At 63.4% G+C, this 13,652-nt stretch carries 14 protein-coding genes; 2 read left to right on the forward strand and 12 right to left on the reverse strand.

The features are described 5' to 3' along the window. Positions 1-16: 16 nt before the first annotated feature. The 12 genes from lipA to FS767_RS16640 all read right to left on the reverse strand — a co-directional run bounded on the left by lipA (position 17) and on the right by FS767_RS16640 (position 11,415). Positions 17-1,033, reverse strand: coding sequence for a lipoyl synthase (gene lipA / locus FS767_RS16585; protein ID WP_058603537.1), 1,017 nt, complete (start codon positions 1,031-1,033; stop codon positions 17-19). A gap of 2 nt (positions 1,034-1,035) precedes the next feature. After that, positions 1,036-1,683 carry a lipoyl(octanoyl) transferase LipB gene (gene lipB / locus FS767_RS16590; protein WP_027915256.1) on the reverse strand — a complete coding sequence of 216 codons (648 nt, stop codon included), beginning with the start codon at positions 1,681-1,683 and terminating at the stop codon, positions 1,036-1,038. Continuing rightward, positions 1,683-1,958, reverse strand: coding sequence for a DUF493 domain-containing protein (locus FS767_RS16595; RefSeq protein WP_058603535.1), 276 nt, complete (start codon positions 1,956-1,958; stop codon positions 1,683-1,685). The genes lipB and FS767_RS16595 overlap by 1 nt, the downstream gene beginning before the upstream one ends. Positions 1,959-2,030: 72 nt before the next feature. Further along, entirely contained in the window at positions 2,031-3,191 is a 1,161-nt protein-coding gene (locus tag FS767_RS16600) for a D-alanyl-D-alanine carboxypeptidase family protein (protein ID WP_023534573.1), read from the reverse strand. Between the two features lie 267 nt (positions 3,192-3,458). Beyond that, positions 3,459-4,466 carry a septal ring lytic transglycosylase RlpA family protein gene (locus FS767_RS16605; RefSeq protein ID WP_144966936.1) on the reverse strand — a complete coding sequence of 336 codons (1,008 nt, stop codon included), beginning with the start codon at positions 4,464-4,466 and terminating at the stop codon, positions 3,459-3,461. Further along, positions 4,466-5,476, reverse strand: a complete 1,011-nt coding sequence (mltB, locus tag FS767_RS16610) for a lytic murein transglycosylase B (protein WP_144966937.1) — start codon at positions 5,474-5,476, stop codon at positions 4,466-4,468. Before mltB ends, FS767_RS16605 begins: the two co-directional genes overlap by 1 nt. Positions 5,477-5,493: 17 nt before the next feature. Then, positions 5,494-6,597 (reverse strand): rod shape-determining protein RodA, encoded by a 1,104-nt coding sequence (gene rodA / locus FS767_RS16615; RefSeq protein ID WP_042139378.1) that lies wholly within the window; start codon positions 6,595-6,597, stop codon positions 5,494-5,496. A gap of 38 nt (positions 6,598-6,635) precedes the next feature. Continuing rightward, on the reverse strand, positions 6,636-8,525 hold the full coding sequence (gene mrdA, locus FS767_RS16620; RefSeq protein ID WP_058603532.1) for a penicillin-binding protein 2: 1,890 nt from the start codon (positions 8,523-8,525) through the stop codon (positions 6,636-6,638). 16 nt (positions 8,526-8,541) lie between these two features. Continuing rightward, a complete protein-coding gene (gene rlmH, locus FS767_RS16625) occupies positions 8,542-9,009 on the reverse strand; it encodes a 23S rRNA (pseudouridine(1915)-N(3))-methyltransferase RlmH (RefSeq protein ID WP_023534514.1) in 468 nt (155 codons plus the stop codon). 10 nt (positions 9,010-9,019) lie between these two features. Then, positions 9,020-9,439, reverse strand: a complete 420-nt coding sequence (gene rsfS, locus FS767_RS16630) for a ribosome silencing factor (RefSeq protein ID WP_144966938.1) — start codon at positions 9,437-9,439, stop codon at positions 9,020-9,022. Between the two features lie 43 nt (positions 9,440-9,482). Then, positions 9,483-10,142 (reverse strand): nicotinate-nucleotide adenylyltransferase, encoded by a 660-nt coding sequence (gene nadD / locus FS767_RS16635; RefSeq protein WP_144966939.1) that lies wholly within the window; start codon positions 10,140-10,142, stop codon positions 9,483-9,485. A gap of 1 nt (position 10,143) precedes the next feature. After that, complete coding sequence (locus tag FS767_RS16640) at positions 10,144-11,415, reverse strand: glutamate-5-semialdehyde dehydrogenase (RefSeq protein WP_144966940.1); 1,272 nt, start codon at positions 11,413-11,415, stop codon at positions 10,144-10,146. Between the two features lie 246 nt (positions 11,416-11,661). Here FS767_RS16640 and FS767_RS16645 point away from each other — a divergent pair, with 246 nt between their 5' ends. Together FS767_RS16645 and FS767_RS16650 are read left to right on the forward strand one after the other, a co-directional pair. Further along, positions 11,662-12,330, forward strand: coding sequence for a DNA-3-methyladenine glycosylase (locus FS767_RS16645; protein WP_144966941.1), 669 nt, complete (start codon positions 11,662-11,664; stop codon positions 12,328-12,330). Between the two features lie 3 nt (positions 12,331-12,333). Beyond that, on the forward strand, positions 12,334-13,650 hold the full coding sequence (locus FS767_RS16650) for a bifunctional DedA family/phosphatase PAP2 family protein (RefSeq protein WP_100850729.1): 1,317 nt from the start codon (positions 12,334-12,336) through the stop codon (positions 13,648-13,650). Positions 13,651-13,652 lie beyond the last annotated feature (2 nt).

Raw genomic sequence — 13,652 nt, forward strand, 5'->3', positions numbered from 1 at the left:
TCTTTTTACGGTCAGATCAGAGTTTGATCTTGGCTTCGTGCGCTTGCTGGTCGGCATGGTAGGACGAGCGCACCAGCGGGCCGGAAGCGACGTTCTTGAAGCCCATGCGGTAGCCTTCCTCGGCGAACCAGGCGAAGGTGTCAGGGTGCACGAAACGCTGCACCGGCAAGTGGCTGCGCGATGGCTGCAGGTATTGACCCAGGGTGAGCATGTCGATGTCGTGTTCGCGCATGCGGTGCATGACCTCGATCACTTCTTCGTCGGTCTCGCCCAACCCGAGCATCAGGCCGGACTTGGTAGGCACATGCGGTACCAGCTGCTTGAACTTCTGCAACAGGTCCAGCGACCAGTCATAGTCCGAACCCGGGCGAGCGGCCTTGTACAGACGGGGCACGGTTTCGAGGTTGTGGTTAAACACATCCGGCGGCTCCTGAGCCGTGATCGCCAGCGCGACGTCCATACGGCCCCGGTAATCCGGCACCAGGGTTTCAAGCTGCACGCCTGGCGACAAAGCGCGGATTTCGCGGATGCAGTCGGCGAAATGCTGGGCGCCGCCATCGCGCAAATCATCACGGTCAACCGAGGTGATGACCACGTACTTCAGGCGCAGGTCGGCAATGGCCACCGCAAGGTTCTTCGGCTCGTCCACGTCCAACGGCTTGGGACGGCCATGCCCCACGTCGCAGAACGGGCAGCGGCGCGTGCAGATGTCGCCCATGATCATGAAGGTGGCGGTGCCGCCCGAGAAGCACTCGCCCAGGTTCGGGCAGGAGGCCTCCTCGCAGACGCTGTGCAGCTTGTGCTTGCGCAGCAGTTGCTTGATGCGGTCTACCTCGGGCGAGACCGGGATACGCACACGGATCCAGTCAGGCTTCTTGGGCAGCTCGTCAGTGGGGATGATCTTGACCGGGATGCGCGCGACCTTGTCGGCGCCTCGCAGCTTGACCCCGGCTTCGACCTTCTTGGGGGCGGAGCGCGGCGTAGCGTCCTGGGTTGGGATCAGGTTCGGCACGGCTTCTTGCACAGTAGTCATATTCAGTCGATTCCGCCCGTGAGGGTCGTCTGCTCTGCGTAGTCGAGGTGCTTGACCAGCTGTTCGCGCAGCCTTGTCCTGACCTCGTCGAGTTCGATCGGGCCTGCCAGGTCACGCAGCTGGGTCATCGCCAGCCCCGCATAACCGCAGGGGTTGATTCGGCAAAAGGGCGCCAGGTCCATGTCAACGTTCAGGGCAAGGCCATGAAAGGAGCGGCCGTTGCGGATACGCAGGCCAAGCGAAGCGATCTTCGCGCCGTCCACATACACACCGGGTGCATCGGGCTTGGCAGCGGCCTGCACTGCATAGCCATCGAGCAGGGCGATCAGGCTGCGCTCGATGCGGCTGACCAGGTCGCGTACGCCAAAGCCCAGGCGGCGTACATCCAGCAGCAGGTAGGCCACCAGCTGGCCTGGCCCATGATAGGTCACCTGGCCACCACGGTCGGTCTGCACCACGGGGATATCGCCCGGCACCAGCAGGTGCTCGGCCTTGCCAGCCTGCCCTTGCGTGAAGACCGGCGGGTGTTCGACCAACCAGACTTCATCCTGGGTATCGGCAGTGCGCTGCTCAGTGAAACGCCGCATGGCCTCGAGCACCGGCTCATAGGGCTGCAGGCCAAGTTCGCGGACACCGAGGCAGCCGGGCATCACAGCACCATTTTCACGATGCCGGTGGCACGCAGGGCGCTGTTGATGTCGTGGAGCTGGTTTTCGCTTTCGGCCACGATGTGCAGTTGCACGGTGGTGTACTTGCCTTCCTTGCTCTGGCGTTCGGCCAGCGTGGAAAGATCGACCTTGGCGTATTTGCTGAGCACTTCGATCACGGTGTCCTTGAAGCCGACACCGGTGTCACCGATGACCTTGATCGGGTAGTCAGCACAGGGAAATTCGATTTTATGAGACTTGACGTCTGGTTCGCTCATGGCGGAAACGGCCTCGCAAGCCGTGGCAACAACAACACCCCCGCGATCACGCGGGGGCGTGCAGGTCACGTGTCAGTTGAACAACCCGTAGAAGAATAGACGGATGCTATCCCACATACGGCGGAAGAAACCACCTTCCTCGACGCCATCGAGGGCGATCAGGTCGGCGCTGTGAACCACTTTGTCGTCCAATTTGACTTCGACCTTGCCGATCACGTCACCCTTGGCAATGGGTGCGGTCAGTTGCGGGTTCATGGTCATCGAAGCCTGCAGGCGCTTGAGCTGGCCCTTGGGCATGGTCATGGTCAGGTCTTCGGCAAGGCCTGCCTTGACTTCGCTGGTGGCGCCTTTCCAGACCGGCGCCTTGGTCAGCTCGGTGCCTTTCTGATAGAAGGTCTGGGTTTCGAAGAAGCGGAAACCGTAGGTCAGCAGCTTCTGGGTTTCGGCAGCACGGGACTGCTCGCTGTTGGTACCGAACACCACGGCGATCAGGCGCTGGCCGTCACGTACGGCCGATGCCACCATGCAGTAGCCAGCCTCTTCGGTGTGGCCGGTCTTCAGGCCGTCCACAGTCTTGTCACGCCACAACAGCAAGTTGCGGTTAGGCTGCTTGATGTTGTTCCAGAAGAACTCTTTCTGCGAATAGATGGCGTAGTGAGCCGGATCGACGTTGATGATCGCACGGGCCAGGATCGCCATGTCGTGAGCAGAAGAATAATGCTCCGGGTTCGGCAGGCCGGTGGGGTTCATGAAGTGACTGTTGGTCATGCCCAGGTCGGCAGCGGTCTTGTTCATCATGTCGGCGAACGCGTCTTCGCTGCCGGCGATGTGCTCGGACAGGGCGACGGACGCATCGTTGCCGGACTGGATGATGATGCCGTGCAGCAGGTCGCTGACGGTCACCTGGCTGCCCACCTTGATGAACATGCGCGAGCCCCCGGTGCGCCAGGCGTTTTCGCTGACGGTCACAGGGTCGTTTTCGCCGATCTGGCCACGGCGGATGTCCAGCGTGGCGATGTAGGCGGTCATCAGCTTGGTCAGGCTGGCTGGCGGAAGACGCTCGTCACCGTTGTTCTCGACCAGCACGTTGCCGCTGGACGCGTCCATGAGTACGTAGGACTTGGCTGCCAGTTGAGGCGGCGCGGGCGTCATCTGCTCGGCCGCGAAGGCTACCGGAGTGAGCAGGAGCAATACGGGCAAGCAAAGTCGTTTGGCAAGGTTGGTGATGTTCATCCGTCTCTCGAAAATCGCTTAATGGTCTGGAGATGTTTTCTGGGCAAGCACACGGCCCAGCACCGGTCAGTCTAGTTATTGGCCTGAGGCCTGGCCCGGCAACGTGCGACAGGGTGGCGTTGCGGGCAAAACCGGCATTGTACATGGCTGGGCCTGTCAATTCATGACAAAACCGCCACATTGCACCGTGCTTGCCCTTGGGTGAACCCCACACGCAGGCTGTTCATACCGTGCGCGAGGGGTAGGTCATCCTGCCGGGACGCCTGGTCAGTCAGCTGTGACCAGCTTGGCCTGCCCCAGGTTCGCCAGGCGAATGCTGTTCTGCGCCTGCTGGACTTCACCCTGGCTGTTGATCGGCCCCAGGCGTACACGATGCAATGTCTGCTGGTTACGCACGACCGAGCTGATGAACACCGGTGCGCTGACCATGCTGCTGAGCTTGGCGCGCAGCAGCTCGGCCGCATCCGGGTTGGCGAAAGCGCCGACTTGCAGGAAGCTGCCGCCAGTGCCAGCAGGCACGTTGTTGCCGCCCACCTGCACCGGCACCACCGGTGCTGCATGCTGCTGTGGCGGCGGCGTCCACTGCTCTACCCGACCGGAGCTGGCCGGGATCGCCTGGGTCTGGGCCACCTGGGGCTCCTTGAGCACCATGGGTGGCGTCTGGCCACGTTGCGCCCACCACTGCTGGGGGTCGATGCCTTCGACGCGCACATGGGCAGTGCCGATCTCGGCGTAGCCCAGCTTCTTCGCCGCCGCGTACGACAAGTCGATGATGCGATCGGAATAGAACGGGCCGCGATCGTTCACCCGCAGGATAACGCTGCGACCGTTAGCCAGGTTAGTCACCTTCACATAGGCGGGCAGTGGCAGTGTCTTGTGCGCGGCACTCATGCCGTACAGGTCGTACAGCTCGCCGTTGGCGGTGTTCTGGCCATGGAACTTGGTGCCATACCACGACGCCGTGCCCTCGGCGCGGTAGTTGCGCGCATCCTGCATCGGGTAGTAGGTCTTGCCCAGGACGGTGTAGGGGTTGGCCTTGTAGTTGCCGGTGTGCAGGGTGGGCGTGGCATCGGGGATCTTGTTGACGTCCACATCCCACCACGGCGCACCGTCCTTGTGGGCACGGTTGATGTCCAGGCCGGGCTGGCTGCGCACCACGCTCGCACCGCTGGAACTCTTGGGCGCCGGGCGGCTGGAGGAGCAACTGACCAGCGCCAGGCCGATGGCTGCGCAGGTGATCACTTTGAAGGAAGTGGTAGAGAAAATTGCGCGCATTAGTTGACGCCCCGTGCTTGGACCAGCTGTTGCGCAAGCTGATGCACCGCCATGGCATACATCACGCTGCGGTTGTAGCGAGTGATCGCGTAGAAATTCTTCAGCCCCACCCAGTACTCGGGGCCGTTCTCACCCTCCAGGCGGAAGGCCGTGACGGGCAGATCATCGCGCAGCGAATCATGAACCGACCAGCCAAGGGCACGCAACTCTCCGACCGTGCTGGCCGGCTCGATACCGGTGGTCAGGCCTTGATCGGCGCGCTCGCCCTGCACCGTTGCGCGGCTGACCACTTCCTGTCCGGCCATCCAGCCATGGCGCTTGAAGTAGCTCGCCACGCTGCCGATGGCATCATCGGGGTTAGTCCAGATGTTGATGTGCCCATCACCGTCGAAGTCCACGGCGTAATTGCGAAAGCTGCTGGGCATGAATTGCGGCAGCCCCATGGCCCCGGCGTAGGAGCCTTTAAGGGTCAGGGGATCGAGCTGTTCTTCACGGGCCAGCAGCAGGAACTCACGCAGTTCCTTGCGGAAGAATTCGGCGCGGGGGGGATAATCGAAGCCAAGGGTGGACAACGCGTCGAGCACCCGGAAGTTGCCCGTGTTGCGCCCGAAGAAGGTTTCAACGCCAATGATCGACACGATGTATTGTGCCGGCACCCCGTATTCCTGCTCGGCCCGCGCCAGCACGGCCTCGTGCTGACGCCAGAAGTCCACGCCCCGCGCGATGCGCGCGTCGGTGAGGAACATGGGGCGATATTCCTTCCAGGGCTTGACCCGTTCAGCGGGCCGCGAAATCGCATCGAGGATCGACTGCTTGCGCTGCACTTCACGGAACACGCCCATCAATTGTTCTGGGGCAAAACCATGGTCGCGGCTCATCTGGCCAACGAATTCGGCCACCTGGGGCGAGTTGTCGTAGTCGCCGGCCTCGGCCAGCTGTACAGCGCCAAACAGGCTCACCGCACCAAACCACGGCGCACAACGGGTAGCCCAGTTACGCACTGCTTGCATGTAATTGTTCACCTTATTCAAACCTGTGCAATCCACTTTCGATGCGTGTGGATCGACATCAGAACGCCAAACGCTGACAGCAGCGTCACCAATGAAGTTCCGCCATAGCTAATGAAGGGCAACGGCACGCCGACGACGGGCAAAAGGCCACTTACCATTCCGATATTGACGAACACGTATACAAAGAACGTCATGGTCAAGCTGCCTGCCAGCAGCTTGCCGAACAATGTCTGTGCCTGCGCCGTGATCATCAGGCCCCGCCCGATCAGCAGCAGGTAGACGATCAGCAACAGGCAAATGCCCACCAGGCCGAACTCCTCGCCCAGCACGGCGATGATGAAGTCGGTGTGGCTTTCAGGCAGAAAGTCCAGGTGCGACTGGGTGCCCAGCAGCCACCCCTTGCCGAACACGCCGCCAGAACCAATCGCTGCCTTGGACTGGATGATGTTCCAGCCCGTACCCAGCGGGTCGCTCTCCGGGTCGAGGAAGGTCAGCACCCGCTGCTTCTGGTAGTCATGCATCACGAAGAACCACATGGCCACCGCCACCGGCACCGTGGCCGCCAGCACGCTGAGAATCCAACGCCAGCGTAGGCCGCCCATGAACAGGACGAAGGCACCGGAGGCCAGGATAAGCAACGCCGTACCCAGGTCCGGCTGGCGCACGATCAGGATGAACGGCACGCCAATCAATACCAGGCTGATGGCCACATGCTTGAGGTGTGGCGGCAGGGTGCGCTTGGACAGGTACCAGGCGATGGTCGCCGGCATGATGATCTTCATGAACTCGGAGGGCTGGAAGCGAATCACCCCGGGTATGTTGATCCAGCGCGTCGCACCCATGGCGTTGTGGCCCATCACGTCCACCACCACCAGCAGCAACACCCCGGTGAGGTAGGCCAGTGGCACCCAGCGCGCCATGAACCGTGGCTCGAGCTGGGCGATGACGAACATCGATACCAGGCCGATGCCAAACGAGGTGGCCTGCTTGAGCAACAGGTCCCAGTTCTTGCCGCTGGCCGAATACAGCACGAACAGGCTGCCTGCGGCCAGGGTCAGGAGGATGATCAGCAAAGGACCATCGACGTGGATGCGCTGCAGGAAGCTGGCGCGCCGACGCATCACATCCTCGCTGGAGAGCATGCGATCGAAATTGTTCATCACAGCGGCGACTCCTGAGTAGCGGTAGCCGGCGCAAGCTCAGGTTTGAGCCGGCCGTTTTCGTCCAGCAGCCAGGCATCCATGATCTGGCGCACCACTGGCGCAGCCACCCCAGAACCCGACTCACCGTTCTCGACCATGACCGACACCACGATCTTGGGGTCGTCTGCCGGAGCGAAGGCCACGAACAAGGCATGATCGCGGTGACGCTCCTGAAGTTTGTTGCGGTCGTACTTCTCGCCCTGCTTGATGGCCACCACCTGGGCGGTACCACTTTTGCCGGCAATGCGGTATTGGGCGCCGATGGCGGCTTTGCGGGCAGTACCGCGCGCGCCGTGCATCACCTGCTCCATGCCATGGGTCACGCGCGCCCAATCGGCCTTGTCGCGCAGCACGATGTCCGGCATCGGGTTTTCATCCACCGGCGGTTCCCCTTCGATGGTCTTGGCCAGGTGCGGCCGGTTCCACACACCCTTGTTGGCAATCAGCGCCGTCGCTTGCGCAAGCTGCAGGGGCGTGGCCTGCATGTAGCCCTGGCCGATACCCAGGATCAAGGTCTCTCCCGGGAACCAGGCCTGCCGGCGCGTGGCCCGCTTCCATTCCCGCGACGGCATCAACCCTGCGGACTCTTCGAACATGTCCAGCGATACCCGCTGGCCGATGCCGAACTTGTTCATATAGCTGGACAACCGGTCGATGCCCATCTTGTGGGCCAGGTCGTAGAAGTAGGTGTCGTTGGAGCGCATGATGGCGGTATCCAGGTCCACCCAGCCGTCACCCGAGCGGTTCCAGTTACGGTATTTGTGATCGTAGTTGGGTAACTGGTAGTACCCAGGGTCGAACACCCGGCTGCTCGGAGTCACCGCGCCGCTGTCCAGGCCGGCGATCGCCACGGCGGGCTTGATCGTCGAGCCGGGCGGGTAGAGGCCGCGCAGGATGCGGTTGAACAGCGGCCTGTCGATCGAATCACGCAGTTCGGCATAGGCCTTGAAGCTGATGCCAGTGACGAACAGGTTGGGGTCGAAGCTGGGCTGGCTCACCATGGCGAGCACTTCACCGGTGCGGGGGTCGAGTGCAACCACCGCGCCACGGCGCCCGGCCAGGGCGGCCTCGGCCGCTTCCTGCAACTTGATGTCCAGGCTCAGCACGATGTCCTTGCCAGGCTTGGGATCGGTACGCTTGAGCACCCTGAGCACACGGCCGCGGGCGTTGGTCTCGACTTCTTCGTAGCCGACCTGGCCGTGCAGCGTGGCCTCGTAGAACCGCTCGATGCCGGTCTTGCCGATGTGGTGCGTGCCGCTGTAGTTCACAGGGTCCAGGGTTTTGAGCTCTTTCTCGTTGATACGCCCGACGTAGCCCACAGAATGCGCGAAATGCGCCCCCTGTGGGTAGTGACGTACCAGCTGGGCGACCACTTCCACCCCTGGCAAGCGGAACTGGTTCACCGCCACACGGGCGATCTGTTCTTCGTTGAGTTCGAACAAGATAGGTACCGGCTCGAACGGCCTGCGCCCCTGGCGCATGCGCTTTTCGAACAATGCGCGGTCGTCTGGGGTGAGTTCCAGTATCTCGACGATGCTGTCCAGTACCTGCTGCCAGTCTCCAGCACGCTCCCGGGTCATGGACAGGCTGAAGCTGGGCCGGTTGTCGGCGATCACTACCCCGTTGCGGTCGAAGATCAGCCCGCGTGTCGGCGGGATCGGCTGCACGTGCACCCGGTTGTTCTCCGACAGCGTGGAGTGGTAGTCGTACTGGATGATCTGCAGGTAGTACAGCCGCGCAATCAGCACGCAGATGAGCAACATGACCGCCACGGCGCCGACCACGACGCGGTTGCGCACCAGACGGGCGTCTTTTTCGTGGTCCTTGAGGCGGATCGGCTGCGACATCGGGCTGCTTACAGGCTCATTTGTGGTAGGGATGGCCGGACAACACCGTCCAGGCCCGGTAGACCTGCTCGCCGATGAGTATCCTGACCAGCGGGTGCGGCAAGGTCAGCGGCGACAGGGACCAGCGCTGATCGGCGCGGGCGCACACTTGCGGCGCAAGCCCTTCGGGCCCACCCACCATCAAATTCACCGTGCGCGCATCCAGGCGCCAGCGGTCCAGCTCACCAGCCAGCTGCTCGGTGCTCCACGGCTTGCCATGAACCTCAAGGGTCACGACGCGCTCGCCGGGTTGCACCTTGCTGAGCATGGCGTCGCCCTCCTGGCGAATCAGGCGGGCGACGTCGGCATTCTTGCCGCGTGTGTTCAGCGGTATTTCCACCAGCTCGAGCGAAAGTTCGGCCGGCAGGCGCTTGACATACTCATGCCAGCCCTCCTCGACCCACTTCGGCATGCGCGAGCCGACCGCGATCAGGCGCAGACGCACGGCGCTTTCCTTATTCGCGATCTTTGAGCTTGTCGGAGTACTCGTGGACATGGTCCGGGCTGTGGTGCTTGCCATCGGCGGCGCGGCTCTGCTCGGCACCCTGCCACAAGCGTTCGAGGTCGTAGAACTGGCGTGCAGCCGCGGTCATCATGTGCACGATGACATCGTTGAGGTCCAGCAGCACCCAATCGCTGTCGCCCTTGCCTTCCTCACCCAGCGGCTGCGCGCCCTTGGCCTTGACCGCCTCGCGGACCTTCTCGGCCATGGCGTTGATCTGACGGTTGGAGGTACCGGTGGCGATGATCATGTAGTCGGTCAGGCTGTGCTTGTCACGCACGTCGATGACCTGGATATCCTGGGCCTTGACGTCTTCCAGCGCTGCCTTGGTCACTGCGACCAGTTCGTCGCCGTAAATTTTCTGCTTGGTCATATAAAACTCGTTCAACTCGTAGGATGAGGTGCCAGGGGCACCGTCAGTTGAGTGCACGATACAGTTCGTGCGCCTCGATGTAGGCCAGTACGGCGTCCGGCACCAGGAACCTCACCGACCTGCCGCTGGCCAGCAGCTGTCGGATCTGTGTAGCCGACACCGCAAGCGGTGTCTGCCAGACGAACGAAATGTTTCCCGCCGGGCCGGACATGGCGGTGGGATCGCTCTGCGAACGGGCAGCCAGCAGGTTGCGCAGTTCGTCGGGGGGGTCTACGTCCGCATCCGGGCGTTGCAGCACCAGGATGTGGCAGTGTTGCAGCAGTTCTTCCCAGCGGTGCCAACCCGGCAGTCCGCAAAAGGCGTCCCAGCCCAGCACCAGGAACAGCTGGTCGTCAGCGGCAAGCTCGGCACGGATCGACTCCAGCGTATCGATGGTGTACGACGGTTTGTCCCGTGCCAGTTCACGTGCGTCCACGCTCAGGCCTGCAACGCCCGCGACGGCGCCCCGCACCATGGCCAGACGATCATGCGCGGCCACTTGCGGCGTGTCTCGGTGCGGCGGGCGAGCATTGGGCAGCAGGCGCAGCTCGTCCAGGGCCATGAACTCGGCGACTTCCAGCGCACTGCGCAGATGACCGATGTGAACCGGGTCGAAGGTGCCGCCAAGAATGCCGACGCGGCGCACTGCCTGGGCCTGATTCAACTCAGCAGGACTCCTGGCCGCGCAGTTGACCGTCGCCGATCACCACGTATTTCTCGCACGTCAGGCCTTCGAGGCCGACCGGGCCACGGGCGTGAAGCTTGTCGGTGGAAATGCCGATCTCGGCACCCAGGCCATATTCGAAGCCGTCGGCGAAGCACGTCGGGGTGTTGAGCATGACGGAGGCCGAGTCGACTTCCGCCATGAACTGGCGCGCCTGCCCCTGATGCTCGGTGATGATCGAGTCGGTATGGTGCGAGCCATAGTGGTTGATGTGCTCGATGGCCTGATCCAGGCCTTGCACCACACGGATGGACAGTACTGCATCGAGGTACTCGGTGTGCCAGTCATCTTCGCTGGCCGCGTGCGCGTCGATCAGCGCACAGGTACGTTCGCAACCGCGCAACTCAACGCCCTTTTCCTGGAAGCGGCGCGCCATCTCGGGCAGGAAGCGCTCGGCGACCTGCTGGTCCACCAGCAGTGTTTCCATTGCCCCGCAGATGCCGTAACGGTAGGTCTTGGCGTTGAACGCCACGCGCCAGGCCTTGTCCAGGTCGGCATGCTGACTGACATAGACATGGCAGATACCGTCGAGGTGCTTGATGACCGGTACCCGGGCGTCGCGGCTGATGCGCTCGATCAGGCCCCGGCCGCCGCGCGGCACGATGACATCGACGAACTCGGGCATGCTGATCAGCGCGCCCACCGCCTCGCGGTCGGTGGTTTCCACCACCTGGACCACGGCCGCGGGCAGGCCTGCCGCCGCCAGGCCGCGCTGGATGCAGGCGGCAATGGCGCGATTGGAGTGGATGGCTTCGGAGCCACCGCGCAGGATGGTGGCATTGCCTGACTTCAGGCACAGGCTGGCCGCGTCGATGGTGACGTTCGGGCGTGATTCGTAAATGATGCCGATGACGCCCAGCGGCGTGCGCATCTTGCCGACCTGGATACCCGATGGGCGGTAGCTCATGTCGCGAATGGCGCCGACCGGATCAGGCAGGCTGGCCACCTGGCGCAGGCCGGTGATCATGCCATCGATGCGCGCCGGGGTCAGGGCCAGGCGGTCGAGCAACGCGGCTTCCAGCCCGGTGGCACGGCCGTGGGCCAAGTCCTGCTCGTTGGCTGCGATCAGCGCGTCACGCCCTGCATCCAGCGCGTCGGCGGCAGCGTGCAGCGCACGGTTCTTCTGCGCGGTACTGGCACGGCCGATTACCCGGGACGCTTCACGGGCTGCGCGACCCAGGCGGGTCATGTAGTCAAGAACGGACTCAGTCATGGGCTCGGTGTCTTGGCGGTGGGGAAACGGCTGATTATAACTGTCGCGCAGGTGTACGCCCAGCGGTGGGTGGCGGATGGTAAAAAAAGCTGTGGGTAATCCGTAGGAAAGATGTAACCGGGCTTATCCATAAGAACGCAGGACTCTGTGGAAATCGCTGACGTGCGCCGTCGCATATTCGCAGGTTTCAGATTCGGTTAAGGTAGCGCTTGTTACCCTCATGCCTTTAGCCTGCGAAGCCCTTGCATGCCAGCACTGCCAGACAGCTTTTTCGACCGCGACGCCCAGACCTTGGCCAAAGCCCTGCTGGGCAAGGTCATCCGCCACCGCCAGGGCAACCTGTGGCTTGCCGCCCGCATCATCGAGACCGAGGCCTATTACCTCACCGACAAGGGTAGCCATGCGTCGTTGGGCTATACCGAAAAGCGCAAGGCGCTGTTTCTCGATGGTGGGCACATCTATATGTACTACGCCCGCGGCGGGGACTCCCTGAACTTCAGCGCCCAGGGCCCCGGCAATGCGGTGCTCATCAAGTCTGCCTACCCGTGGCAGGATGCCTTGTCCGGGCCCGACAGCCTGGCGCAGATGCACCTGAACAACCCCGACGCCAGCGGCAACCTGCGCCCCGTCGAGCGCCTGTGCGCAGGGCAGACGCTGTTGTGCCGGGCGCTGGGCCTCAAGGTGCCACAGTGGGATGCGCAGCGCTTCGACCCGCAGCGGCTGTATGTGGACGACTGCGCCAACCCGGTGCCCCGGGTGATCCAGGCAGCGCGCCTGGGCATTCCCCACGGGCGTGACGAGCACCTGCCGTACCGCTTCGTCGATGCCGCGTACGCCCGGTTCTGCACGCGCAACCCATTGCGGCGCGGCCAGGTCGAAGGCCGTGACTTCTCCATCATCGAACAAGAGAACTGAACCATGGAACAATGGCTCGACGGCCTGACCGGTTGGCTGGGCGCCAACCCACAGTGGCTGGGCGTCGCGATCTTCCTGGTCGCGTGCATCGAATGCCTGGCCATCGCCGGCATCATCGTCCCCGGCACGGTGCTGCTGTTCGCGGTAGCCGTGCTGGCAGGCAGCGGCGTGCTGGGCCTTGGCGAGACCTTGCTGCTGGGCTTTTTGGGTGGGTTACTGGGTGACGCGCTGTCCTACATGATCGGCAAGCATTTCCACCAGAACATTCGCCGCCTGCCGGTGTTGCGACACCACCCGGAATGGATCGGCAGCGCCGAAACCTACTTCAAGCGCTATGGCATCGCCAGCCTGCTCGTAGGCCGTTTCATCGGCCCATTGCGGCCCATGCTGCCAATGGTCGCAGGCATGTTCGACATGCCCCTGCTGCGCTTCGTCGCCGTTAGCCTGGTGGCAGCTGCCGGGTGGTCGATCGCCTACCTGCTGCCCGGCTGGGCCACCGGCGCTGCCATGCGCCTGCCCCTGCCCGAAGGCTTCTGGCCCCAGGCCGGCATCATTTTTGGCACGCTGGCGGTGATCATCGGCCTTAGCCTGAGCACCAGCATCCGCGACCGCCGGCACGGCACACGGCTAATTGGTGCCCTGTGCCTGCTGGCCTTGGCCGGGGTATTTCTCGGTTGGCCCTACCTGCACGCCTTCGACGACGGGGTGATGACCCTGGTCCAGGAGCATCGCAGCCAGGCCATCGACGGCGCCGTGGTGGTGGTGACGCGGCTTGGGGATTTTCGCACGCAATTCTTTCTGGGCGGGCTGCTGACAGGCTTGCTGCTGGTGGTACGTCAGTGGCGGCACGCTTTCTTCGCCGCTGGGGCGCTGATGGGCACCGCCATCGCCAACGGCACGCTCAAGTGGCTGTTCGCCCGGGCCCGCCCGGAAGTGCTGACCGACCCGCTGACCAGCTACAGCATGCCCAGCGGCCACAGCTCGGCGTCGTTTGCGTTCTTTCTGGTACTGGCGGTGCTCGCCGGCCGCGGCCAGCCACCGCGCATGCGCCTGACCTGGATCATGCTGGGCTGCATTCCGGCATTGGCCATCGCCCTGTCGCGGGTGTACCTGGGTGCACACTGGCCCACCGACATCCTGGCCGGTGCCCTGCTGGCCTGCTGCGTCTGCGCGATCAGCCTGACGTTGTCCCAGTACCGGCAGACCCTGCCGGCCCTGCCCCTGAAAGTCTGGTGGCTGGTGTTGCCGGCCTGCATCGCCTTGCTGGCCTTCTTTGCCACCCACGCCCTGCCCCACGCGCTGCTCAGGTACCAGTACTGACG

Origin of the sequence: Pseudomonas sp. DE0010, from assembly GCF_007680745.1 — a bacterium.
Lineage (GTDB): Bacteria > Pseudomonadota > Gammaproteobacteria > Pseudomonadales > Pseudomonadaceae > Aquipseudomonas > Aquipseudomonas parafulva_B.

What these genes read in the sequence shown, in the direction of transcription:
- FS767_RS16645 (WP_144966941.1), top strand. Translation starts at nt 11,662, where the DNA reads ATGCCAGCACTGCCAGACAGCTTTTTCGACCGCGACGCCCAGACCTTG.
- mltB (WP_144966937.1), bottom strand. Translation starts at nt 5,476, where the DNA reads ATGCAAGCAGTGCGTAACTGGGCTACCCGTTGTGCGCCGTGGTTTGGT.
- rsfS (WP_144966938.1), bottom strand. Translation starts at nt 9,439, where the DNA reads ATGACCAAGCAGAAAATTTACGGCGACGAACTGGTCGCAGTGACCAAG.
- rodA (WP_042139378.1), bottom strand. Translation starts at nt 6,597, where the DNA reads ATGCGTCGGCGCGCCAGCTTCCTGCAGCGCATCCACGTCGATGGTCCT.
- FS767_RS16595 (WP_058603535.1), bottom strand. Translation starts at nt 1,958, where the DNA reads ATGAGCGAACCAGACGTCAAGTCTCATAAAATCGAATTTCCCTGTGCT.
- FS767_RS16640 (WP_144966940.1), bottom strand. Translation starts at nt 11,415, where the DNA reads ATGACTGAGTCCGTTCTTGACTACATGACCCGCCTGGGTCGCGCAGCC.
- FS767_RS16600 (WP_023534573.1), bottom strand. Translation starts at nt 3,191, where the DNA reads ATGAACATCACCAACCTTGCCAAACGACTTTGCTTGCCCGTATTGCTC.
- FS767_RS16605 (WP_144966936.1), bottom strand. Translation starts at nt 4,466, where the DNA reads ATGCGCGCAATTTTCTCTACCACTTCCTTCAAAGTGATCACCTGCGCA.
- FS767_RS16650 (WP_100850729.1), top strand. Translation starts at nt 12,334, where the DNA reads ATGGAACAATGGCTCGACGGCCTGACCGGTTGGCTGGGCGCCAACCCA.
- lipA (WP_058603537.1), bottom strand. Translation starts at nt 1,033, where the DNA reads ATGACTACTGTGCAAGAAGCCGTGCCGAACCTGATCCCAACCCAGGAC.
- mrdA (WP_058603532.1), bottom strand. Translation starts at nt 8,525, where the DNA reads ATGTCGCAGCCGATCCGCCTCAAGGACCACGAAAAAGACGCCCGTCTG.
- lipB (WP_027915256.1), bottom strand. Translation starts at nt 1,683, where the DNA reads ATGCCCGGCTGCCTCGGTGTCCGCGAACTTGGCCTGCAGCCCTATGAG.